Origin of the sequence: Sediminibacterium sp. (assembly GCF_051860225.1) — a bacterium.
Classification (GTDB): domain Bacteria; phylum Bacteroidota; class Bacteroidia; order Chitinophagales; family Chitinophagaceae; genus Sediminibacterium.
Genome location: NZ_JBHYEI010000003.1, coordinates 332776 through 356565 on the forward strand (window position 1 = coordinate 332776; position 23790 = coordinate 356565).

The 23790-nt window shown below is 36.9% G+C and carries 24 protein-coding genes and 1 tRNA gene; 10 read left to right on the forward strand and 15 right to left on the reverse strand.

Features of this window, described 5'->3' with window-relative positions; translation table 11 throughout:
• Nucleotides 1-12 precede the first annotated feature (12 nt).
• Nucleotides 13-1065: a formimidoylglutamase gene (locus ACTIEI_RS12025; RefSeq protein ID WP_439506538.1), complete on the forward strand. Its 1053-nt coding sequence runs from the start codon at nt 13-15 to the stop codon at nt 1063-1065.
• A 181-nt stretch (nt 1066-1246) separates the two neighbouring features.
• Nucleotides 1247-1450 carry a hypothetical protein gene (locus tag ACTIEI_RS12030; protein WP_439506539.1) on the forward strand — a complete coding sequence of 68 codons (204 nt, stop codon included), beginning with the start codon at nt 1247-1249 and terminating at the stop codon, nt 1448-1450.
• Nucleotides 1451-1504: 54 nt separating this feature from the next.
• Here ACTIEI_RS12030 and ACTIEI_RS12035 read toward each other — a convergent pair whose 3' ends face one another.
• Nucleotides 1505-3151, reverse strand: coding sequence for a beta-N-acetylhexosaminidase (locus tag ACTIEI_RS12035; RefSeq protein WP_439506540.1), 1647 nt, complete (start codon nt 3149-3151; stop codon nt 1505-1507).
• 96 nt (nt 3152-3247) lie between these two features.
• Between ACTIEI_RS12035 and ACTIEI_RS12040 the strand changes: the two genes are divergently transcribed.
• The 3 genes from ACTIEI_RS12040 to rnr are packed head-to-tail and all read left to right on the forward strand — an operon-like array spanning nt 3248 to nt 6847.
• Nucleotides 3248-3814, forward strand: coding sequence for a 5-formyltetrahydrofolate cyclo-ligase (locus ACTIEI_RS12040; protein WP_439506541.1), 567 nt, complete (start codon nt 3248-3250; stop codon nt 3812-3814).
• On the forward strand, nt 3804-4889 hold the full coding sequence (lpxK, locus tag ACTIEI_RS12045; protein WP_439506542.1) for a tetraacyldisaccharide 4'-kinase: 1086 nt from the start codon (nt 3804-3806) through the stop codon (nt 4887-4889). Before ACTIEI_RS12040 ends, lpxK begins: the two co-directional genes overlap by 11 nt.
• Complete coding sequence (gene rnr / locus ACTIEI_RS12050; protein WP_439506543.1) at nt 4886-6847, forward strand: ribonuclease R; 1962 nt, start codon at nt 4886-4888, stop codon at nt 6845-6847. The genes lpxK and rnr overlap by 4 nt, the downstream gene beginning before the upstream one ends.
• 3 nt (nt 6848-6850) lie before the next feature.
• On the opposite strand, the gene ACTIEI_RS12055 is transcribed toward rnr, so the two are convergent.
• The 5 genes from ACTIEI_RS12055 to ACTIEI_RS12075 are packed head-to-tail and all read right to left on the reverse strand — an operon-like array spanning nt 6851 to nt 10290.
• Nucleotides 6851-7570 (reverse strand): (Fe-S)-binding protein, encoded by a 720-nt coding sequence (locus tag ACTIEI_RS12055; RefSeq protein ID WP_439506544.1) that lies wholly within the window; start codon nt 7568-7570, stop codon nt 6851-6853.
• A gap of 6 nt (nt 7571-7576) precedes the next feature.
• Entirely contained in the window at nt 7577-8056 is a 480-nt protein-coding gene (gene ribH / locus ACTIEI_RS12060; RefSeq protein ID WP_439506545.1) for a 6,7-dimethyl-8-ribityllumazine synthase, read from the reverse strand.
• Entirely contained in the window at nt 8056-8745 is a 690-nt protein-coding gene (locus tag ACTIEI_RS12065) for a tetratricopeptide repeat protein (RefSeq protein ID WP_439506546.1), read from the reverse strand. Before ACTIEI_RS12065 ends, ribH begins: the two co-directional genes overlap by 1 nt.
• 25 nt (nt 8746-8770) lie before the next feature.
• Nucleotides 8771-9766: a pyruvate dehydrogenase (acetyl-transferring) E1 component subunit alpha gene (pdhA, locus tag ACTIEI_RS12070; protein ID WP_439506547.1), complete on the reverse strand. Its 996-nt coding sequence runs from the start codon at nt 9764-9766 to the stop codon at nt 8771-8773.
• Nucleotides 9767-9813: 47 nt separating this feature from the next.
• Entirely contained in the window at nt 9814-10290 is a 477-nt protein-coding gene (locus tag ACTIEI_RS12075) for a hypothetical protein (protein WP_439506548.1), read from the reverse strand.
• A gap of 218 nt (nt 10291-10508) precedes the next feature.
• Here ACTIEI_RS12075 and ACTIEI_RS12080 point away from each other — a divergent pair, with 218 nt between their 5' ends.
• Nucleotides 10509-11021: a fasciclin domain-containing protein gene (locus ACTIEI_RS12080; RefSeq protein ID WP_439506549.1), complete on the forward strand. Its 513-nt coding sequence runs from the start codon at nt 10509-10511 to the stop codon at nt 11019-11021.
• 60 nt (nt 11022-11081) lie between these two features.
• On the opposite strand, the gene pruA is transcribed toward ACTIEI_RS12080, so the two are convergent.
• On the reverse strand, nt 11082-12713 hold the full coding sequence (gene pruA, locus ACTIEI_RS12085) for an L-glutamate gamma-semialdehyde dehydrogenase (protein ID WP_439506550.1): 1632 nt from the start codon (nt 12711-12713) through the stop codon (nt 11082-11084).
• A 73-nt stretch (nt 12714-12786) separates the two neighbouring features.
• Between pruA and ACTIEI_RS12090 the strand changes: the two genes are divergently transcribed.
• Nucleotides 12787-13971, forward strand: a complete 1185-nt coding sequence (locus ACTIEI_RS12090) for a putative sugar nucleotidyl transferase (RefSeq protein ID WP_439506551.1) — start codon at nt 12787-12789, stop codon at nt 13969-13971.
• Between the two features lie 2 nt (nt 13972-13973).
• Complete coding sequence (gene tpiA, locus ACTIEI_RS12095; protein WP_439506552.1) at nt 13974-14735, forward strand: triose-phosphate isomerase; 762 nt, start codon at nt 13974-13976, stop codon at nt 14733-14735.
• On the opposite strand, the gene ACTIEI_RS12100 is transcribed toward tpiA, so the two are convergent.
• Nucleotides 14719-15705, reverse strand: coding sequence for an L-threonylcarbamoyladenylate synthase (locus ACTIEI_RS12100; protein WP_439506553.1), 987 nt, complete (start codon nt 15703-15705; stop codon nt 14719-14721). The two genes, tpiA and ACTIEI_RS12100, sit on opposite strands and share 17 nt — an antisense overlap.
• 69 nt (nt 15706-15774) lie before the next feature.
• Here ACTIEI_RS12100 and lepA point away from each other — a divergent pair, with 69 nt between their 5' ends.
• Nucleotides 15775-17559, forward strand: coding sequence for a translation elongation factor 4 (gene lepA, locus ACTIEI_RS12105; RefSeq protein ID WP_439506554.1), 1785 nt, complete (start codon nt 15775-15777; stop codon nt 17557-17559).
• 19 nt (nt 17560-17578) lie between these two features.
• Here the strand turns inward: lepA and ACTIEI_RS12110 are convergent, their stop codons facing one another.
• Genes ACTIEI_RS12110 through ACTIEI_RS12140 form a run of 7 tightly spaced genes read right to left on the reverse strand, consistent with a single transcriptional unit; the run spans nt 17579 to nt 23561 of the window.
• Nucleotides 17579-18445, reverse strand: a complete 867-nt coding sequence (locus ACTIEI_RS12110; protein ID WP_439506555.1) for a hypothetical protein — start codon at nt 18443-18445, stop codon at nt 17579-17581.
• 51 nt (nt 18446-18496) lie between these two features.
• A complete protein-coding gene (locus ACTIEI_RS12115; protein ID WP_439506556.1) occupies nt 18497-19060 on the reverse strand; it encodes a D-glycero-alpha-D-manno-heptose-1,7-bisphosphate 7-phosphatase in 564 nt (187 codons plus the stop codon).
• A 1-nt stretch (nt 19061) separates the two neighbouring features.
• Nucleotides 19062-19637 (reverse strand): D-sedoheptulose-7-phosphate isomerase, encoded by a 576-nt coding sequence (locus ACTIEI_RS12120; RefSeq protein WP_439506557.1) that lies wholly within the window; start codon nt 19635-19637, stop codon nt 19062-19064.
• A 9-nt stretch (nt 19638-19646) separates the two neighbouring features.
• On the reverse strand, nt 19647-20789 hold the full coding sequence (locus ACTIEI_RS12125) for a glycosyltransferase (protein WP_439506558.1): 1143 nt from the start codon (nt 20787-20789) through the stop codon (nt 19647-19649).
• A gap of 9 nt (nt 20790-20798) precedes the next feature.
• Complete coding sequence (locus tag ACTIEI_RS12130) at nt 20799-21749, reverse strand: glycosyltransferase family 2 protein (protein ID WP_439506559.1); 951 nt, start codon at nt 21747-21749, stop codon at nt 20799-20801.
• A 6-nt stretch (nt 21750-21755) separates the two neighbouring features.
• Entirely contained in the window at nt 21756-22292 is a 537-nt protein-coding gene (locus ACTIEI_RS12135) for a DUF4199 domain-containing protein (protein ID WP_439506560.1), read from the reverse strand.
• 6 nt (nt 22293-22298) lie between these two features.
• The gene (locus ACTIEI_RS12140) at nt 22299-23561 is read right to left on the reverse strand and encodes a dihydroorotase (protein ID WP_439506561.1); all 1263 of its coding nucleotides are present in this window, start codon (nt 23559-23561) and stop codon (nt 22299-22301) included.
• A gap of 86 nt (nt 23562-23647) precedes the next feature.
• On the opposite strand from ACTIEI_RS12140, the gene ACTIEI_RS12145 reads away from it, so the two are divergent.
• Nucleotides 23648-23721: transfer RNA gene (locus ACTIEI_RS12145), tRNA-Pro, on the forward strand.
• Nucleotides 23722-23790: the final 69 nt, after the last annotated feature.

Genomic DNA, 23790 nt, shown 5'->3' on the forward strand with positions numbered 1-23790 from the left:
AAACTTTTGACCATGCACCATTTTAAGTTTTATAATAAACAGGATATACTATCTGTTACAAAAATTCGCCGTTTTGAAACCAAGTTAGGTGAGCGGGTGCAGGTGATAGCAAATCCATCAAATATCGAAGCTAGCTTGCAAACAAGTCCTGCCAATTATATTATACTTGGTATACCCGAAGATATTGGCGTAAAAGCCAATGGAGGAATAGGAGGAACTGATAGTGCTTGGTTGGCATTTATAAAAGCTTTTTTAAATATCCAAAGCAATGATTTTTTAGAAGGCAGTAATCTAATGGTATTAGGACATTTTGATTTTTCCGCCATCGCAGAATTGATAGATCAAAACGCTTTTAATGAAGAAGAGAAAATGGCTGCATATCGACATGCAGTAAATACCATTGATGATGCGGTAGAGCAGCTAATACACTTGATTACGCAAAATAAAAAAATACCCATTGTTATTGGCGGAGGTCATAATAATGCATATCCATGCATAAAGGGAGCGGCAAAAGGTTTTTATAAAGCTGGCGTAATCCCCATTGCACAAATAAATGCGATTAATTTAGATGCGCATGCCGATTTTAGACCAATGGAAGGAAGGCATAGTGGAAATGGGTTTACTTATGCTGAAGAAGATGGATATCTAGAAAAATACTGTGTAATTGGGTTGCACGAAAATTATATTCCTCAAAACGTATGGATGGATATGGTCAATAACCCATTCATCGATTGCATTACTTATGAAGACATATTTGTGCATGAAAAAAGAACTTTTATTCAAGCAGTAGCACATGCAACATCATTCACTGATGATACATTATGCGGTATCGAATTAGATATGGATGCTATAGCTGATACTTTGTCTAGCGCTCATGCTAAAATAGGTATAACGCCTATGCAAGCGAGGCAGTATATGCAATATACAGCTGCTGATACCAAGGCAGCTTACTTACATATTTCAGAGGGTGCAGTACAATTATCAACTGGCGAGAAAGACCCAGGAACGGGCAAATTAATTAGCTACTTAGTGAGCGATTTTATAAAAGGCCATATGGTATATTAACTTTTATTTTACAGTTTAATTTTTTTACTGTGCTTAGTCGTCGTACATTTGCGGCGGAATTGAGCAACGATTAAGAATCAAATATACAGGTAGACAAATAGAAGGCCATTCTATTCTAACGATTACGACAATTTTCCTACCCTGCTCAAAAACATTTGTAAAAAATTAAAATAGTAATACAATGAAAGGTGAAGTTATGCCTTCTATCGTACAGATGGATAAGGCGCATTTAAACGAATTAGTACAAGAAGTAAGAGAAACTTTGGCAACAGACATGTTTGTTCAAAACAGAGAAGAAAAAAAGAAAGCATTTCGTGCAGTTGATCTTTGGAAGATTCACAGAGAAATGAAGTCTGCAAATAGAAATTTTAAATCACAATTCTAGTTGCAGTAAACTTATTAAAATCCGCTGTGCAGGACTCAATGCTCAGCGGATTTTTTATTTAGCCGATTTGCTTAAGTCCCATTTAACATAGTCTTTAAACCAACTACTATTCCAAAATTGATATCTTGGAATGGCTGTTCTCTCAATCCTTTTTAAAAAGTCTGCGTAGTTCTTTTTTTCAGAATTACTCCAAAGGGTTTCACTTAAGGCAGTCATTCTAGGGAATATCATATAGTCCACTTTTTTCTCATTGCCCATATATTCAGTCCAAACATTTGCTTGACCTCCAATAATTTTATTACTTAAACCTTTTTGAATAATGGCAGTTGGTATAGTGTTATAATTGTAGACTGCTTCTAGTGGATTGTAACCATGAATCGCTAAACTATCTTTGGGATCTTGAGATTGATAGTGATCAAAATAGAAAGGTTTGCCTGGCGTATTAATTACTTTGAATCCTTTACTAGCTGCTTCAATTGCCTGCTTTTCGGTACCCCAATTCATTACAATGGTTGAAGTGTCTAAATCTCCTTCGTTTATTTCATGCCAACCAATGGTTTGTTTGCCTTTTGTTTTAAGATGATTAGCAATGAATTCAATAAAATAGGTTTGTAAAGCGGTTTCGTTTTTCAATCCTTTTTCTTTCATGAAAGCCTGTGTTGCCGGATCTTGCTTCCACCATATCTTACTACATTCATCGCCACCAACATGTATATAAGGAGATGGGAAAAGAGCAGCTACTTCATCAAATACTGTTTCTAAAAATCGAAAAGTTGCAGGTCTGGGAGCTAAAACATTGTTTTGTCTATTGTACATTCCCCAAGTAGTAGCAACATTCCAAATAGTATCTGGTTTAGTACTAAGTTCAGGATAAGCTGCAATGGCCGCTCGGCTATGCCCAGGTATATCTATTTCAGGTATTACGGTAATAGCCCTGATGGCTGCGTATTGTACAATATCTTTTATTTCAGATTTGGTATAGTATCCACCATATCGAACTCCATCATATTGGGCTGGGCTATCTTTAAAATGACCTATTAAAGTTTCATTCCTGTAAGATCCAATAGTGTTCAGTTTAGGATAAGCGTCCATTTCAATTCTCCATCCTTGGTCGTCTGTTAGGTGCCAATGGAAAGTATTGAATTTGTGAAATGCCAAATAGTCAATGTATTTTTTAATGTAACTAATCGGAAAAATATGTCTTACTACATCTAAATGCATTCCTCTGTATGAAAATCTTGGTTGATCTTCTATATGAACTGGGGAAATATTTGCAGATTTAAATTGACCAATTGGTATTAATTGCAATAAACTTTGAATGCCATTAATCAGTCCCCGCAAATCGTAGAATTCAATGACGATGTTTTGCTTATTTATATTTAGCTCATATTTTTCAGGGGTATAATTTGAGGATGATTTGGGAACAAGGTAAATACCGATTTTACTCGGTTCATTTGTTCCTGCATTTTTTAGGACTTCAAGTTCAATCCCTGTTTGTTTAGCTATATTCTCTTTTAAATATACTGCTTGTGCTAGATAGGGGTCTTCGTAAAAAATGTTTAATTTATTTTTTAATACAAAAGGTTCAGTGCTATGGGGGTAACTAATAGAAGCAGGTTTTGGAATGATTAAATTAGCATCTTGCGAAAAACTATTCAAGCAAATAGAAAGTAATATATAGGCGAGAAATATTTTTTTCATGTTTAATAGAAATAATGGATTTACATAAAAATATCAAATTGATTGGCTATTTGGTAAATTGCATCCAAGTTTTTCCACAAGCACACAAAAAAGGATATGCTGAAAGCAGAATTAAGAGCCCACTATCTTAACAAAAGAAATGAATTACACGGAGCAGAACGGTTAAAATTGGATGATTTATTATTAATACAATTTCAGCAAATCAATTTTGAAGGAATTCAAACCGTTTTGACTTATTGGCCAATGCTAAACAAAGCAGAACCTAATACGCATCTATTTAATGGCTACTTAAGGCATATTATACCAAATTTACAATTGTCTTACCCCGTTATTAAAGATACTGTTCAAATGGAGGCTATTCTGGTGAATGAGGATACCGTTTATGCAACTAATCATTGGGGTATTACAGAACCAAAAGAAGGAGAAGCAATACCGTTAGAATCTATTGATTTAATTTTGGTGCCCTTATTAGTTTTTGATGAATCTGGCTATCGGGTGGGGTTTGGGAAAGGTTTTTATGATCGATTTTTAGCTAATAAAGCGGAGCATACCGCTTTAATTGGATTTTCTTACTTTGATCCAATTCCCCTTATCAGCGACACCCATGAATTTGATATACCTTTACACCTAGGTGTTACCCCTAAGCGTATTTATGAATTTTAATACCATTTTTTTAAAATCATTTCGCGTATTGTTGCTGCCATTGGCAGCGCTATATGGCTTAATTATTATTATCCGCAATAGATTGTTTGATAAGGACGTTTTGAAATCTGCTGCATTTAATTTTCCCATTATTTGTGTGGGTAATTTAGCCGTTGGGGGAACTGGAAAGTCTCCCATGGTAGAATACTTATTGGAACTCTTAAGTCCTAGATTTAAAATGGCTACTTTAAGTAGAGGATATAAAAGGAAAACCAAGGGTTATGCACTGGCAAATGAGCAAACAACTGCTTTGGAAATAGGAGATGAACCCATGCAATTTGCATTGAAGTTTCCTAAAGTTGCAGTAGCCGTTGGAGAAGAAAGAATCGTTGCAATCCCTCACTTATTACAAGATCATCCAGAACTACAAGCCATTATATTAGACGATGCATTTCAGCACAGAACAGTGCGTGCTGGCTTCAATATATTATTGACTGAATACAGTAATTTATACACCAGTGACTTTTTTTTACCCACTGGAGATTTAAGAGATGAGTGGGCATCCGCAAAAAGAGCCCAAGTAATTATTGTAACAAAATGTCCTCCTGACATGGACGAACAAATGAAGTCGACCATTTTGCGAGAGTTAAAACCCATGCCTTCACAGAAGGTATTTTTCACCTGCATCGAGTATGGAATACCTTATCATATTTGCGATAGTAGTATTCAATATGCAATTCACTCTATAGATGAAGTGATGTTGGTATGTGGAATTGCTAATCCTAAGCCACTTAAAGATTATTTATTACAAAAAGCCACTACTTATTACCAACAAGATTATCCAGATCATCATATCTTCTCGATAGACGACTTAAAAGAAATGAAACAAAAGTTTGATGATATTGCAGTTGATAGAAAATTATTTATTACAACAGAAAAAGATGCCGTAAGGCTAATCAAATTCAAAGATGAATTAAGAGGTCTTCCTTTTTTTGTAATCCCTATAAGACACCGAATCCTTTTTGATGAATCTTGGCATTTTAATGAATTGCTGATTAAATTCATTCAAGATTTTAATTTCAATCCAACCTCATGAGCACCAAAAAGCCCAAGTCTAAGCAAAAACAAAAAGCAAAAACCATTACAGTTCAAACCTTGAAAGGGAAACTAGAAGTGACTCGTTCTGGTATGGGATATGTGTTAATTGATGATAAATCAGGAGATGTATTGGTGAAGCCCAATGATTTTGGTACTGCTCTAAATGGAGATACAGTAAGAGTCAAAGTTATTCGGGAGAATATGCGGACTGGTAAAAAAGAGGGGAAGATTACCGAAGTGGTAGAACGGAAACAAACTGAGTTTATAGGTAGAATTCAGGTATCAGCGCATCATGCTTTTTTTGTGCCTGATTCTGACAAACCAATGCCAGACTTATATATTCCAATGCAATCCATCAATGGAGCAAAGCATAGAGATAAAGTATTGGTCAAGCTGGTTCGTTGGGAGAAAGAAGATAAAAAGCCAGTTGGAGAAGTAATTAGTGTGATGGCTCCAGATGACGTTAATGATGCGGCAATGAAAGAAATCTTGGCAGAAGCCGGGTTTCCACTCAGTTTTTCTGAGGAAGTGCTCGAAGAAGCAGCAAGATTAGTAGATATCATTGATGAGGCAGAAATAGCCAAAAGAAGGGATTGTAGATCCTTGCTTACTTTTACCATTGACCCGGTTGATGCAAAAGACTTTGATGATGCCATTTCTGTCAGAAAACTAGGAGACAATAAATATGAAATTGGTGTGCATATTGCAGATGTTAGTCATTATGTGTTACCAGACGCTGCATTAGATGCGGAAGCATATAGAAGAGCAACTTCAGTGTACTTGCCTGATAGAGTAAATCCAATGTTACCTGAACATATTTCAAATGAACTTTGCTCCTTACGACCTCATGAAGATAAACTTACCTTCTCTGCAATATTTCAAACAAATGAAAATGGTGATGTAAAACAATATTGGTTAGGAAGAACAGTGATTCATTCTGACCATCGTTACACATACGAAGATGTTCAGCAAATTATTGAAACTAAAGATGGGTTGCATAAGGATGAAATTTTATTACTCAACAATATTGCACAAAAATTAAGAAAGAAAAGATTCAGCAAAGGGGCCATCAACTTTTCTTCTCAAGAAGTACGCTTCCAATTAGATGAAAAAGGAGTACCCATAGGAATTGTTGTAAAAGAAAGCAAAGAATCGCATCAATTAATTGAAGAGTTCATGTTATTGGCTAATCGAACTGTTGCAGAAAATATTGCCAAGCAACATGTAAACAAAAAGCCCATTCCTTTCCCGTATCGCGTACATGATCAACCAGATGAGGAAAAACTAGCGCCATTTATACAGTATGCCAAAAGATATGGGCATCGTTTTGATATTTCTACTCCTCAAGCCATTGCACATAGTTTTAATGGTATGTTGGCCGATGCACATGGGAAACCAGAACAACATGTATTAGAACAATTGGGCATTAGAACCATGGCCAAAGCTATTTATACACCAGAAAATATTGGTCACTATGGATTAGCATTCGAGCATTATTGTCATTTTACATCGCCAATTAGAAGATACCCAGATGTGTTGGTTCATCGTGTATTACAATCTGTATTAGATGGGGCTCCAATGATTGATAAAAAAATGGCAGAAAAATGTAAGCATACCAGTGAACGGGAGCGTGCGGCTATGGAATGCGAAAGGGCGGGGAATAAATACAAGCAAGTAGAGTTTCTACAATCACATGTTGGAGAAACATTTGAAGGTGTGGTAAGTGGGGTGACTAGTTTTGGTTTCTTTGTAGAAACAGTTGATCACAAGTGTGAAGGATTAGTAAGTATTGTTAGCCTCAGCGATTTTGATGATTTCAGATTAGTAGAGTCCGAATACAGTTTAGTAGGAAGAAGGAGTGGGCGAATATTTAAAATGGGAGATAGAGTCACTGTTACTTTAGTAGCTGCCAATTTAGAAAAACGACAATTAGATTTTGAGTGGGAGTTAGGCTAATATCTACCACCCACTAGCCAACACATCTGCCAAGTGCATCATACGCATTGGCTTACCTTCATGTTTTGCGCAACCATCAATATGCATTAAGCAGCTCATATCTGTACTAATTAATACAGATGCACTTATTTCGGCAGCGTTATTTATTTTTTGATTCCCCATTGCTATACTAATAGGCTCAAACTTTACCGCAAAAGTGCCTCCAAATCCACAGCAGGTTTCAACATCATTCATTTCTACTAACTCAAGCCCCTCAACTTTACTCAATAAAATTCTCGGTTCTTGCTTTATTTTACATTCTCTCAATGCAGCGCAGCTGTCATGATATGTAGCTTTTTCATGAAGTACAGCACCAAAATCGGTACATCCTAATATGTTAACTAGAAAATCAGAAAATTCATAAATTCTTTCGGCAGTTTTGGCGGCTTGGGTTTTATATGCAGAGTTCTCAAATAATTGTTTGTAATAGTTTTTTACAAACCCCACGCAACTTGCACTAGGGGCAACAATATATTCAGCTCCTTCAAAATCTTGTAAAAATTTGGTGCATACTTCTTTTGCTTCTCCATGAAATCCAGCATTAAATGCAGGCTGACCACAGCAAGTTTGTGCAGTATTGTAATGAACAGTACAACCAGCTTTCTTTAAGACTTTCACCATATTAAATGCCACATCAGGGTAGAGTTGATCTATAAAGCAAGGAACAAATATGTGTACGTTCATTTTTTGTTATTTAATGGAACGATTCAATTGAATCATTTTTAGGGCAGTTATTGCAGCTTCTTCCCCCTTATGACCATGGACACCGCCGATTCTTTCAATTGCCTGTTGTTCATTTAAAACAGTTAATACACCAAAAATAACCGGTACGTCAATTTGTAAATTTAATTGCATAATTCCGTCGGTAACACCTTTGCACACATAGTCAAAATGAGGTGTATCTCCTTGAATAACGGCCCCCAACACAATATAAGCATCTGGCACACGCTTGCTGTAAGTATAATGTTGTTTAACCGCAAAGGGTAATTCAAATGCACCAGGTACAATCATTGTTTTAGTTGAAGTGGAAGCGGCTTTTAATACCTTTTTAGCACCCCTCTCTAAAGCATTGATGATGGAACTATTCCATTCTGTTTTAATGATAACAACAAAGGCATCCTCCAGAGTGGGGATGCCTTTGTTTAATGATGTATTTCCTTTTGTGGCCATTATTCAGCTAAATCATTTTTTTCGATGCTCAAACGATAAATATATTTATCGGCTTGAAAACCTTTATCTGTTTTCGGAAATTTATTTTTTAATTCTTTGTATAAATCTAAAGCTTCAGTTGTTTTACCAGTGGTTTCTAACAATAAAGCAGCACGGAATAAATATTCAGAAGAATTGGCTTCATCTTCTACAAAAGTAGTCGCTGCTTTCTTGTAAGCATCTATTGCTTCTTCTTTTTTATTAAGTTCTGCATATGCGTCACCTAAACAACCAGTTGCTAATAGTTGTACTTGCTTAGCATCTGTTGAAAAATCTTTAAGGTGTTTCACTGCATTATCAAACTCACCTAATTTCAAATAACTAATACCTGCATAATAATGGGCTAGGTTAGCGGCTTTAGTTCCACCAAAATTGCTAATTACATTTAATACTCCTTTGTTTTGTCCATCTCCGTTCAAAACCAATCTAGAAGAGTCTAGTGCAAAATATTGCTCTGCTTTAAATAAAGCTTCTGCCGCTTTTTCTTCCTTAGGTTTCACTACATATTGTTGGTAAGCAAACCAGCCTCCACCTAATACTAATACGGCCACAATAGCTCCAATGAGTGGCTTTTGAATTTTTGCAAAACTTGATTCTACTTTATTTGCTGCCTCTTGAGATACAACTTCAGGCGCTTGTTTTTCGCTCATTATAATTGATTATGCGTTTGATAAATTAATCTACAATAAATGGATAGTTTTGATCGATGTAAACATCTTTCAATACTTCGCTATCATCTGGCCAAGGGCTTTCCTCTGCAAATTTAACAGATTCATCTACTATGGCATTAATGCGTGCATTAATAATGTCTATTTCTGCCTGAGTTGCAAATCCATTTTCTAAAATAGTTGAGGCTACTTTGGTAATTGGGTCTTGGTCTTTATATTCTTCCACTTCTTCTTTAGACCTGTATTTTTGGGGATCAGACACGGAATGGCCTTTATAGCGATAGGTCTTCATTTCAAGTAGAGTAGGACCATCCCCTTCTCTAGCTCTTTTAACTGCTCTAGCTACAGCATCATGAACTGCTTCAGGAGTCATACCATCTACCTTGTCTGCAGGCATTTCATAAGCGTCCGCTAACTTATAAATATCAATTACATTACTGGTTCTTTCAATAGAAGTTCCCATTGCGTAATTATTATTTTCGCAAATAAAAATTACAGGTAATTTCCAAAGCATTGCAAGGTTAAAAGTTTCATGCAACATGCCCTGACGAGCAGCACCATCGCCAAAATAGCAGAGTACTACGTTTTCAGTATCTTTGTATTTTTCTGCAAATGCCAAACCAGCTCCGGTTCCAATTTGTGCACCCACAATACCATGTCCGCCAAAAAATTTGTGTTCAACACTAAAGAAGTGCATACTTCCACCTTTACCCTTTGCACAGCCAGTTGCTTTACCATATAACTCTGCCATACAGGCGTTAGCTGATACCCCTTTAGCTAAAGCTAAACCGTGATCGCGGTAAGCGGTAATAAAAGGGTCATCTGCTTGAGTAGCAGTCATGCAACCAGCAGCAATTGCTTCCTGGCCAATGTAAGCATGGAAAAACCCACGGATTTTTCCTGCCATTTTATACATTTCTTCTGATTTTAATTCAAACTGACGAATCAGCTGCATTAATTCATACCAATAGAGGTAGGTTTCTTTAGAAAACTTTGTAGCCACTTTTCAAAAATTTGAAGGCAAATATAGGGGTTATCCTTGATAGTTCCCTACCCAGCATATTCACGTTCTAATACTTCTTTTGGCGGGTAGGGTATGCTGATATTATTTAGGTATTTTTCTTCTAGAATATCTGCGAACGTGTCGAAATATACAACAACGTCTTCTCTAACATTTCGCTTTAGCCACTTGAAACCGCCGGGTAGTCTTTCTAAAACCGATTTGTCGTCTAAATATTCTAAGTGATGAATATCAGATGGGGTTAAACCAATATCGGTTAACTTTTTAATCATTAGGTTAACTGGGGTATTACTTACAGGGCAATATTCTTCTGCTAATTCTGTCCATTCTCCAAAGCCAGTGTGAGCATAAGTTAAAATTTCTTCTTTGCTTACATTTGCTACTACTTGCAATAAATTTCCACAATTACAGGCTCCGTGGTTTCCCCAAGCGTAATGAGCTCCTTCTTTTAAATTTTTGGCAGTTTGTCTTAATACATCTACAAGAACCAGGTTTGGATACGCCATAACTTTTTTCTTTTTTTTATTAACAAGACTAAATGTGTAAAAGTTGATTTTAATACTAATTTATAGACCAATTATCCCTAGTATTTTATTTGTACAACCAAAATCAATTTTACTGCCCAAAGGACTCCACATTGCTACCGTTCATCCTTAAATATGAGTCATTGCATGAACCTTTTTCTTGTTTAGGAGTTAGATATAAAAAATTAAACAAAATATTTATGAAAAAGCGCATTTTAACCTTGACAATGATTGCAGTAATGGGATTATTTGGTACCGTGGCTGCACAGAACACCGTAGTGGATATTGCAGTTGGTTCTAAAGACCATTCTACATTGGTAGCTGCAGTTAAAGCGGCTGATTTGGTTGGAACTTTACAAAGTGCTGGACCTTTCACTGTATTTGCTCCAGTGAATGCAGCATTTGATAAATTACCGGCAGGAACTGTTGCTAATTTATTAAAGCCTGAAAATAAAGCAACTTTAGTTAAAGTATTAACTTATCATGTTGTTGTAGGAAATCTAGACGCTGCTGCAGTAATCAAAGCCATCAAAGATGGTAAAGGCAAAGCGGTTGTTAAAACAGTTGCAGGAAATTCATTGACAGTAACTTTAAAAGATGGTAAAGTAACATTAACCGATGAAAACGGTGGTGTTGCAACTGTAGTTGCTGCAGATTTAAAAGCAGGTAACGGTGTGGTACACGTAATTGATACTGTAGTATTACCTAAGTAATTTAGATTAATGTGTAAGTATAAAAAAAGTCCCGAATGATTTCGGGACTTTTTTTGTTATTTAAGCTTCTTGCATAAATGGATATCCATAATGTACAGGAGGATTATAGGTCTCTTTAATCGTTCTTGCACTAAGCCATCTGTAAAGGTTCAGCGCACTACCTGCTTTGTCGTTGGTGCCAGAAGCCCTAGCTCCACCAAATGGTTGTTGACCAACTACCGCACCGGTTGGCTTATCGTTAATATAGAAATTACCAGCTGCATTTCTAAGTTCATTGGTAGCTAATTCAACAGCAGCTCTATCCTGCGAAAGAATAGCACCAGTTAAAGCATAAGGAGAAGTACCATCAATCAATTTAAGTGTTTTCTCAAATTGTTCAGCTGGGTAAACATAAATGGTTAACACTGGTCCAAAAATTTCTTCGCACATGGTAACCGATTTAGGATCCTTGGTTACAATCACCGTTGGTTCAATAAAATAACCTTTGGTCTTGCTGAAGTTACCACCAGCAATGATTTTTACTTTCTTATTTTTCTTTGCGTTAGTGATGTAACGGGTAATGCTTGTATAAGATTTTTCATCGATGACTGCATTGATGAAATTGGTGAAATCTTCCACTGTTCCCATTTTCATGGTGTTGATGGCAGCAACTAGTTTACGTAAAATTTCATCTGCTAAATTGCTCGGAATATAGGCTCTTGAAGCGGCAGAACATTTTTGTCCTTGGAATTCAAAAGCGCCTCTTGCCAATGCAGTCACTACAGAATCTACATCTGCAGACTTATGTGCAACAACAAAATCTTTACCACCTGTTTCACCTACAATTCTTGGATAAGATTTGTACATGCCCATGTTTTCTCCAATCACTTTCCACATATTGTTGAATACACCAGTAGAACCTGTGAAGTGAACACCAGCAAAATCTCTATGTGAAAAACAAACTTTACCTATAGTAGGTCCATCCACATAAATAAGGTTGATTACACCATCAGGTAAACCAGCTTCTTTTAAAATGCGCATGAATAGTTGTGCAGAATAAATTTGGGTATTTGCAGGTTTCCAAACTACCACATTGCCACACATAGCAGCAGAAGTAGGAAGGTTACCACCAATTGCAGTAAAGTTGAATGGAGTTACAGCCAATACAAATCCTTCTAAAGGTCTCCACTCTAAACGATTGTGCATGCCTGGAGCAGAAATAGGCTGTTGCTTATAAATTTCACTTAAAAAGTGAACATTAAAACGCAAGAAGTCTATCAATTCACAAGTACTATCAATTTCCGCTTGAAAAGCATTTTTACTTTGGCCCAACATGGTTGCAGCCAACATTTGAAACCGGTATTTAGTAGCCAATAAATCAGCTGCTTTTAAAAAAATATGTGCCCTATTTTCCCAACTCATTGCAGCCCATTTTTCTTTGGCTTGCAAAGCAGAAGCAATAGCAAGATGAGCATGTTTTTCTTCTCCTGCGTTAAAATGACCCAACACATGTGCTAATTCGTGTGGGGGATGAATGGCTGTTTTTTTATCCGTTCTAACCGCTTTCCCTCCAATATACATAGGAATGTCTAACTGTTTTTTCTTTGCTTCCGCCAATGCTTTTTTAAGCGCAGCTTTCTCAGGACTTCCTGGTGCAAATTGAAGAACCGGTTCGTTGGCCGGCATAGGGTAAGAAAATGTACCAATACTCATAAGAGAAAATTTATAAAGTTTGAATGCGCAAGTTACGAAGAAAACTGTATTAGGTTTTCGGCTACATTTGTATATGGCTGTTATTTTATTTGATCCACCATACAGGAACCTTTTAGCACCGCTTTCTACTACCAAAGCAGTGGCACAGTTTTATTTTGGATTATTAAGTGTTAAAGAGCGATGGGAGCTGATGTTGAATGAGGTATCCTATATTCATACCGCACCCTATTTGCAGGATTTATATACTGTACCAAACATTACAAATGAAGCTAGCATATCCGAAGAAACCATTTGGATTGATGCTTCTGTTCTGCCCAACGAATTATTGCTTACTCAAATAAAGCAATTGGGAATAGGAGATTGTTTAATGGATGAGTTTGGGTTAGTGGCAGGTAAATCAAATTTTTCTTTTCATGAATTTGATCCAGCCAATACTGCTGCTTACTTTACGCAGGCTAATAAAATTGAGCATGCTTTAAGATTTCGTTTCCCTTGGGAAATTATGCAAATGAATGACGCTATCATCAGAAGCGATTATGAATTAGTCACTGCTAATAGAACTTCACAGCCCTTGCCATCATCAGTTAATATTATTGGTGCGAATCAAATTTTTATTGAGGAAGGAGCTAAACTGCAGTTTTGTACACTAAATGCCACAACAGGGCCTATTTATATAGGCCACAAAGCAGAAATCATGGAAGGTTCTTGTATCAGAGGACCATTTGGGATAGGGTATAATTCGGTGATTAAAATGAATAGTCGAATATATGGTGGTACTTCATTAGGACCTTATTGTATGGGTGGAGGAGAAATTAAAAATGCGGTAATGATGGGTTATTCCAATAAAGCCCATGATGGTTATTTAGGGGATGCCGTCATTGGGGAATGGTGTAATTTAGGCGCAGGTAGCAGTAATAGTAATTTAAAGAACTCTGCTGGTACCATAAAAATATTCAGCATGGGGCTAAATGATTATGTAGCTGTTGGACAAAAATGTGGCGTCATCATGGGCGACTATTCAAGAGTGGCCATTAATTCCAGTTTAAATACAGGATCCATGATTGGGGTAAGTTGCAATGTATTTGGCGAAGGATTGTTACACAATAATATTCCGCATTTTAGTTTTGGTGTAAAAGGCAAACAATACGATTTAAATACAGCCATCAAAGACATTAATAATTGGAAAGGCTTAAAAGGGATGGAACTTTCAACAACAGAAATAAATATACTTCAATATATATTCACTAATAACAAGTAATTATGAGAAAACAAATAGCCGCAGCGAATTGGAAAATGAATTTGACTGTACAACAAGGTGAACAATTAATCAATGATTTATTAAGTAAGCCGCACGAATTAAAAGCAAATCAATTAGCCATATTTGCAGTACCAGCTCCGTATTTAATGATGGCACAAGAAAAATTAGGTAATAAAAATAGGGTAGCAGTTGCTGCCCAAAACTGTTACAGTAAAAAAAGTGGTGCATATACTGGTGAAACTTCTGTGGAGATGCTCAACTCAATTGGTGTAAAGTATGTGGTATTAGGCCACTCTGAAAGAAGAGAATATTTTAATGAGAGCAATCAATTTTTAGCAGAAAAAATTGATATCTGTTTAAGCCATCATATCACACCAATTTTTTGTTGTGGAGAACCATTACAAATAAGAGAGGACGGCACACAGAATGCTTATGTAGCGGCACAATTGAAAGAATCCTTATTTCATTTAACCTCCGCACAATTGGTAAATGTGGTGATTGCTTACGAGCCAATCTGGGCAATCGGAACCGGTAAAACAGCCAGCAGTGATCAAGCACAAGAAATGCATGCATTTATTCGTGCTGAATTAGCCCATGTTTATGGGAAAGAAACAGCCGATCAAATTTCTATTTTATATGGTGGAAGTGTAAAAGCAAACAATGCAGTTGAGTTGTTTGCTCAACCTGATGTAGACGGTGGATTAGTAGGAGGCGCTTCATTAATTGCAGATGAGTTTGCAGCCATTATTAATGCTTTAAAATAAACTGTGCTCTACTGATTCGGTCGTTGATGGCAATGCCAATCCCTTCATTAGGGAATTGTTCAGATAGGATTAGATCATAATCACTTTGATCAATTAATCTTAAGGTTGCAAAAAGTTTACTGGCTGCAGTCGTTAATTGATGGTCGGGTGCCAATATAAAATTGTCCACATTTTCGTAGCGGTTATCAAAACTGATGACCGCTATTTTTTTGCCAGCATGTGATTCAATTAGTTCTGCAATATTGCCCATATACAAAGGGGTATGGGGTGCATAATGGCTTTTCAATTGGCCTGGTGTTGCAGGACTATCAGTGCTATGGTCAGATAAAACGGGTGCATGATAGGCTGCTGCATCTATGACTTCCATGTTGCTAATTGCTGAAAGTTCTGCTGCAGTTACACTTCCCGCTCTATGTAAAATAATGATATTGTTGGCCACTTCGCAAATGGTCGATTCCAATCCCACCGTTGTGTTACCACCATCTAATATATAGGGAATTTTTCCATGTAAACCTTCCATTACATGACTCGCATTGGTTGGACTAATATAGCCTGAAGGGTTCGCACTCGGAGCTGCCAATGGAAAATCAAGTTGCGCTAATAGTGCTAGGGCAAGTGGTTGATTGGGAATTCTAATAGCCACTTTATTACTACCAGCAGTGGTAATATCTGGAACAGTTGGCTTTTTGGGCAACAATAAAGTGAGCGGACCAGGCATAAAATATTGGGCTAATTGTAAACTAGTTTCATCCACAAAAGCATATTCCTGCATTTGAGCTATGTTGGCAATATGTAATATAAGAGGATTAAAGCTGGGTCTATTTTTAGCAGCGTAAATTTTTGCTACACTCTCTTCTGACATTGCATTTCCGGCCAATCCATAAACCGTTTCCGTAGGTATGGCAACCAGTTCTCCTGCTTTTAAAAAAGCAGCAGCTATATTGATATCTGTGCCGATGGCCGTTTGCATAAGCAAAATTAACAACTTGTACTTGAATTGTCATTTAATTAAGCTTCTCAGACCTATCTTTGCAGCCTTATGAAGCATATTAGGAACTTTTGTATTATCGCACATATAGATCATGGTAAGAGCACATTGGCCGATCGTTTATTAGAACATACTAAATCGGTGGGTGAGAGAGATATGATGAACCAGGTCTTAGACGATATGGATTTGGAACGTGAGAAGGGTATCACTATTAAGAGCCATGCCATTCAAATTAATTATACTCATAAAGGGGAAGTATATACCCTCAACTTAATTGATACGCCCGGTCACGTAGATTTTAGCTACGAAGTGAGCCGTGCGTTGGCTGCTTGTGAAGGGGCATTGTTATTGGTAGATGCTTCGCAGGGTATTCAAGCACAAACGATTAGTAACTTATACCTAGCCATCGATAACGATTTAGAAATCATTCCGGTGATTAATAAGATTGATATGGATGGAGCTAAAATTCCGGAAGTAACCGATCAGATTATTGATTTAATTGGATGCAAGCAAGAAGATATTTTATTGGCTAGTGGAAAGTCTGGAATTGGTATTGATGAAATACTACAAGCCATTGTAGAACGCATCCCTGCTCCATCAGGTAGCGTGGATGCTCCATTGCAAGCATTGATTTTTGATAGTGTTTACAATAGTTTCAGAGGAATCATTATTTATTATAGAATAATGAATGGCACTTTGAAAAAGGGAGATAAAATCCGATTTGTGGCAACTGGGAAAGATTATATTGCCGACGAAGTGGGCGTGCTCAAATTTACAATGACACCCAAAGACCAAGTAAGTGCGGGTGATGTTGGATATATTATTACCGGTATAAAAAACGCCAAGGAAGTAAAAGTAGGGGATACCCTTACATTGGCGAATAATCCGGGTGAAATGATCAATGGTTTTGAAGAAGTAAAACCAATGGTTTTTGCGGGTATTTTCCCTGTGAACACCGATGAGTTTGAAGAGTTAAGAGATTGTATGGACAAGCTACAATTGAATGACGCTTCTTTAACTTTTGAATTAGAAACCTCACAAGCATTGGGCTTTGGTTTCCGTTGTGGATTCCTAGGGCTCTTGCATATGGAAATTATTCAAGAAAGATTAGAACGAGAGTTTAATCAAACGGTAATTACTACCGTTCCTAACGTTAGCTTTAATGCCTATACTACCAGAGGGGAAAAAATCTTAGTTAATAATCCTGTAGAAATGCCAGATCAAGTAAAAATTGATCGCATTGAAGAACCATTTATTAAAGCGCAGATCATTACATTACCCGATTATATTGGCAATATCATGACCCTTTGCTTAGGTAAACGGGGTATATTATTGAATCAAAGCTATTTAACGCCTACCAGGGTTGAGTTGATTTTTGAAATGCCTTTAACGGAGATTGTATTTGATTTCTACGACAAATTAAAGAGCTCTACCAGAGGGTATGCTTCTTTTGATTATACCCCGATTGATCATCGTGAAGCAGATATTGTTAAGATGGATATCCTGTTGAACAATGAAAAAGTAGATGCCTTAAGTGCACTTATTCATAGGGGTAGGGCTACCGATTTTGGAAGAAAATTGTGTGAAAAATTAAAAGAATTATTGCCACGTCAACAATTCCAGATTGCTATTCAAGCAGCCATTGGAGCTAAGGTAGTTGCTAGAGAAAATATTAGTGCTATCCGTAAAGACGTTACTGCCAAGTGTTATGGTGGTGATATCAGCCGTAAAAGAAAGCTATTAGAAAAGCAGAAAGAAGGAAAGAAACGCATGCGCCAAATTGGTAACGTGGAAATTCCGCAGGAAGCTTTCTTGGCTGTATTAAAACTAGATTAATACCAGCTGGATTTACTGATTATTCGGGCTCTACTGCTTCGTATTCTGGAATATATACCCAGCGGCCAAACTCCCATTTAAAGCCCTCTACAGTACCATAAGGCACTAGGGTATGTTTTTTATTGGGTTCATTAGACTCGCTAATCAACTTCACAAAAACAATACGATCTAATTTAGCATCGTAGTTTAATTTGGCGTTGGCTTGTTTCTTAAACTCCAAACAAAACCTACTTACCGGTTGTTTTGGCTTATTGATGTCGTTAGGATAATTGAAAAATTTTCCACCAAATAAGGGCTTTCCTTCTAAATCAAAATGTAATACTTCTATCCACTTTTTAGTGCTTCTCGCATCGTTTTCATCATAGCCTAGTAGGGTATAGTATTTCTTGTTGTTGTATTCCTTTTGAATAATATTATAATAGACTGCACCAATCCAATTTTGATTGGTTCTAATGGAATCATAAGGGTTCTCGGTAAAATCTGCACCGTCGTATAAAGGAATTAATTTTAATGAGCCATCCTTGGTATTCATTTGTATTGCTCCCTTGTATCGGTAATAACTAAAGTCTTTCATTAATTGCCAGGTAATGATTCTGAAACTACTGTCTGGTGCATACAACCTTGAAATGGTTTTTAAAGAATCGAATCCGTAATGAAAAGAATAAGGGGTTTTTAAAGCTTGAACCAATTGTCTGGTAAAAAAACTATCTGCTCTAAGTCGTTCTTCGGTGTCATCTGCATTTAGTATGGCAAAAGCAGATGCTGCCAATACTTTTTCCGCTTCCGCTAAAACGCTTTTGTTTGCTGGCGTTTGAGCATACACTGATTTATTAATGCTGAATAACAAAGCCACTATTAGGAACAAAAATATTTTACGCGAAAACATACGGCAAATTACAAGTAAATAAATGGGTATATACGGTTCCGTAAAATTTTATCATTTTTTTGCATCTACGCAAGCTTCCGCAAAAGACACTAAATGATTAAATCGAAAATCTATATATGGATCAGGAAAGGGCGTTTCTGGATGAGTAGTAGCCAAGAAAACGGTATGCATGCCTGCATTTCTGCCAAATTTCATATCACTCATTCTGTTTCCTACTATGATTGATCTGGTTAAATCAATTTCAGGATAATCCGCCTTTGCTTGAAAAGCCATACCAGGCTGAGGTTTTCGATTTGGCGAATCATCTGCCAAATCTGGGCAATAATAGATTTGGTCAATTTTGCCTTCTGCTTTTTCAATCGATTGCAACATAGGGTTGTGTATGCTTTCTAAATCAGCAGCAGTCATTAATCCTTTGCCTATGCCTTTTTGATTGGTTACAATTATTATTTTACCAAATAGCCCATTTAATGATGCAATGGCTTCAGGCACTCCTGAATAAAATTTAAATTCCGCCCAGTTACGGATATAATCTTCTTTTTTTTCATAGTTTATTACCCCGTCTCTATCTAAAAAAAGGGTCCAACTAAAATCAATCTGATTTAATGAAAACATACTAAGGGAATAAATTGGCTTCTACCAGTTCGCAAATGATATGGCCTAGCATGATATGGCTCTCTTGAATTCTAGGCGTATTGTTGGAGGGAATGTCTAATAAAAATTGGGAAAGTTCGCCCAGTTTGCCACCGCCGTTCCCTGTAAATCCAACGGTAGTAATATTCTTGACTTTTGCGGTTTCAAACGCTTTTACAATATTGGGCGAATTGCCTGAAGTGCTTAATCCAATTAAAATATCTCCTTCTTGCATAGTGCCTTCTACTAATCTACTGTATACTTCATCATACCCATAATCATTGGCTACTGCGGTTAAGTAAGAGCTATTGCAATGCAGCGCATCAGAAGGCAATGCTTGTCTGTTTTTATAGAACCTGCCAGAGAATTCAGCGGCTAAGTGTTGTGCATCAGCAGCGCTCCCTCCGTTACCACAAAACTGTACTTTATGCCCATTTTTAAATGCAGTAGTAACCGACTCAACTACCAAGGATAATTGTTCTAACAGTACTGGGTTACTCAGCAGGCTTTGTTTTACCGCTATGGACTCTTGTATAATATCACTGATTCGATTCAACATACTGATAAATTATTTTGCCAGATCAGCAATGGTATGCACCAACTGATCCCATTGGTATTTTTTCTTTTCCTTGCGAAGATGATCAATAAAATAATCCTCACCTTGTAAATATAACGCTTCAATACCTGCTGCAATACTTTCTGGGGTGGGATTGGCAACCAAACCGGTTTGATCAGCAATAATCATATCGGGCAATGCACCTACATTGGTCACCAACATCGGTTTTTCAAAATGATAGGCCAGGGGGGTAACACCGCTTTGTGTTGCATTGCGATAGGGTTGAATTACAAAATCACAAGCATTTAAATAATACTGCACTTGGTCATGTGGGATAAATTCGGTGAAGGAATAAATTAGATGCTGAATTCCTAGTGAATTAATTAGGGCTTTATAGTTTTCTTCTCCTTCATAAAATTCACCCGCAATCAATAATTTAATTGGCGCTTTCTGGGATGCTTGATTTTTTGTTGCCACTATTTTCATGGCTTCAAGCAATAAGTCTAAGCCCTTATACTTTCTAATAAAACCAAAAAACAAAATGATATTTTCATTAGCTGGCAGCCCCAAATGCTTTCTGGCGGCTTCTTTTGGCATGATGTTCCCAAAGTTATCATACAAAGGATGTGAACAGGTAATCGCTTTTTTTTGCGTGAAGCTTCTCAGGTCTTGCTGTACTTTTTTACTCATAGTAATGAAACTATCCACCGCTCCAATAAAATATTTTGTGAACCAATAGTCTCCGAATCTTTTTTCGTGCGGAATAATATTGTCTGCAATGCAAATCACTTTAGACAACCCATTCCATCGAATGATTCGTAAAATAGTACCCAAGCAAGGCCCCATGAATGGAAGCCAGAATCGAACTAGTACAATGGGTGCTTTTGCTTTTGCAATTTTGAGTCCCATCCAAATCCAGTTGAATGGATTGATCGAATTGATGCTCACATGAATCGTCAAATCGGTAGGGGCTGGATCTGAACTGTATTGCGATTTGCCAGGGAACAGGAAGGACGGATACTGTAGCGAAAAAGTATAAATCGTTACTTTAAAACCTTGTTGCTGAAATTGTCTGGCTAATCTTTCATTAAAAGAAGCAATGCCTCCACTTCTAAATGGCCAAGTGGTTCCAATTACAATCAGCTCTTTTTCCATGCTAAACAATTAAGCTTCTTCCAGTCCTAATTTCTCTTCTATTAAGTAGACATTTCTTTCTGATGCGTTTCTAGCTACTAATTCAGCTACGAAACCCGTTAAGAACAATTGCATGCCAATAATCATCACAGCCAATGCAATATAAAAAGCAGGCTTATTGGTGATACCCACTTCAGGGTCTAGTATTTTTGCTACCATTAAATAGCCACTGGTTAAGAAACCAATTAAGAAGGCCAATGTGCCATACAAGCCAAAAAATTGCATAGGCTTCTTACCAAATTTGCCTAAGAACATAATAGTGCCTAAATCGAGGAAACCATTGATGAAACGGTCCCAACCAAATTTAGTAGTGCCGTATTTTCTAGGTCTATGTTCTACTATTTTCTCCCCAATTTTTCTAAAGCCACTCCATTTAGCTAACACTGGAATATAGCGGTGCATTTCACCAAATACTTCAATGCATTTGACCACTTTTCTTTTGTAGGCTTTTAATCCACAATTAAAATCATGTAGTTTAATCCCAGAACTTTTTCTGGCAACGGCATTAAACAATTTGGAAGGAATATTTTTAGTAAGCGTATTATCGAAACGTTTTTTCTTCCAACCACTTACCATATCAAATCCATCTTCAACAATCATTTGATACAAAGCAGGAATTTCATCAGGAGAATCTTGCATATCTGCATCCATAGTAATGACTACATCACCTTGGGCTGCTTTAAAGCCTTCGTTTAATGCAGCAGACTTTCCATAGTTTCTTTGAAATTTAATCCCTTTAACATTGGGATTTGCAGCTGCAATGGTTTGAATAACTTTCCAACTATCATCTCGGCTTCCATCGTCTATTAGTAATACCTCATAGGTATAACCGTGTTGATCAACAACCGATTTAATCCAACTACATAATTCAGGCAGTGATTCTTCTTCGTTATATAAGGGTACTACTATAGATAAATTCATGCAATATTATTGATCTTCAAATTTTTCTTCTTTACGAATCACTAAGGTAAGCAACAATGATTTTACAAAATCCCAAATAAGTCCTAAACCAGTACCCATTAAGATTTCCTTCAATCCGGTTTTTTTCATGCTCTCTGCAGAAGAGGTCATTGTTTTTTCAATATCTTCCTCTGATGCTCCAAACTTTTCCATCATTGCCCTGGTTTTTTCTAAACCAATTTGAGCAGATTTTTCTGTTAGTGTTTCGTCGATTATATTATAAAGTATATAGGTTGCAACTGCAATGATTACAGCAGCAACTGCGTATGCTAGGAAGTTGAATTTTAAACCCTCTTGAAAATTAAGGTATCCGCCGTTTAGTTTTCTAACAGCAAATCCTCCCACCAATAAAATGATGATCATGTACGGAATAAATGTAGAGGCAAACATGACACTAGTGAATGTGGTTATATCTACTGCCCAGCTTCCGTACATAATTAAAACTGCTGTTAATCCGCAGATCACCCCGTACTTGACTCCTTCGTTGATTAAATTTGCTTTCATGTTTGTTTAGTTAATGGTTAATTGACCGTTGTTAATAGTGGCATACACTTTACCAGTTAATTCAATGTTGGTAAACGCATTATTAAATGATTTACTTTTTATATGTTCTTTCTTTAATTCTGCAACCTGATTGCGATGGTAAATGGTTAATTCTGCCACTTCGTTTTCAACAATATGAGTATTAGGAAGGCCAAAAATATTACGGGCATTCAAAGAAAATAATTCAATCAAGCGTTGATTGCTAAGACCATCTAGTAAATGGTTTACTACACTAAAAGAACTTTCTAAGGCATTCATTCCAAAAGAAGCATATTCAAATTCGCAAATCTTGTGGTCCCAATCTTGCGGAAAATGATGCGATGCAATACAATCAACAGTTCCATTCATTACGCCTTCACGTAAAGCTAACATATCTGTTCTAGACCTTAATGGTGGGTTTACTTTTAAATAAGTATTGTAGTCTTGTAAGTCTTCGTCGCAAAAATACAAATGGTAGGGGGTAACACTACAGGTTACATTTAGTCCTGCTGCTTTTGCAGCTGCAATTAAGTCTAAAGATTCCTTGGTCGTAATACCAGTGAAATGAATTTTAGAACCACTGTATTTTAATAAATCTAAGTCTCTTTTTAAAATGCTGATTTCAGCTATTGATGGTAAACCCGGCAAGCCCAATTGGGTAGAGATAACACCCTCATTGATTAAACCAGCACTGCCGATACTTCTATCAATAGGCAGTTGAATCAGCACACCGTCGAATGCTTTCACATACTGCAATGCTTTTACAAATAAGCCAGCCGATTGAACCGGCAATAATCCATCCGAAAATGCAATGGCACCGCTATTGCGCATATCATACATTTCGGCCAATTCTTTGCCTTCTGTTTTTTGCGTAATGGCACCCAAAGGATGAATATGAATAGGTAAGTGTTTAGACTGACCAGCAGCATATTCTACTAAGGATTTATTATCGGTAATAGGTTTAGTATTCGGTAAGGTAAATACCCTGGTGAACCCGCCTGCAGCAGCAGCTGCAGCACCCGAAGCAAAGCTTTCATTGAATTCAAAACCAGGGTCACCAAAATGCGCAAAACAATCTACCCAACCTATTGATACTTGCAACCCTTCTTGGTCAATAATAGTGGCATTTTCATGCGATAAATGAGTGCCTATTTGTTTAATGCGGTTGTTCTCAATTAATAGATCCAGTACTTGTCCGTTGTGAGGGGATTGGGGGTCGTTAATCAGCACCTGCTTCAGTAGAATGTTCATGCAGTAGTTGAAAATTTTATGCAATATAGCCTGAAAATTTCTTTTCACCCTATATTTGCACCCCATTCATTTAATGGGATATAGTTCGGGACGTAGCGCAGCCCGGTAGCGCACACGTCTGGGGGGCGTGGGGTCGCAAGTTCAAATCTTGTCGTCCCGACTAAAAAAGCTCCGATCAATATAGATCGGAGCTTTTATTTTAAGCCATCTTCAATACTTTTGTTGCCTT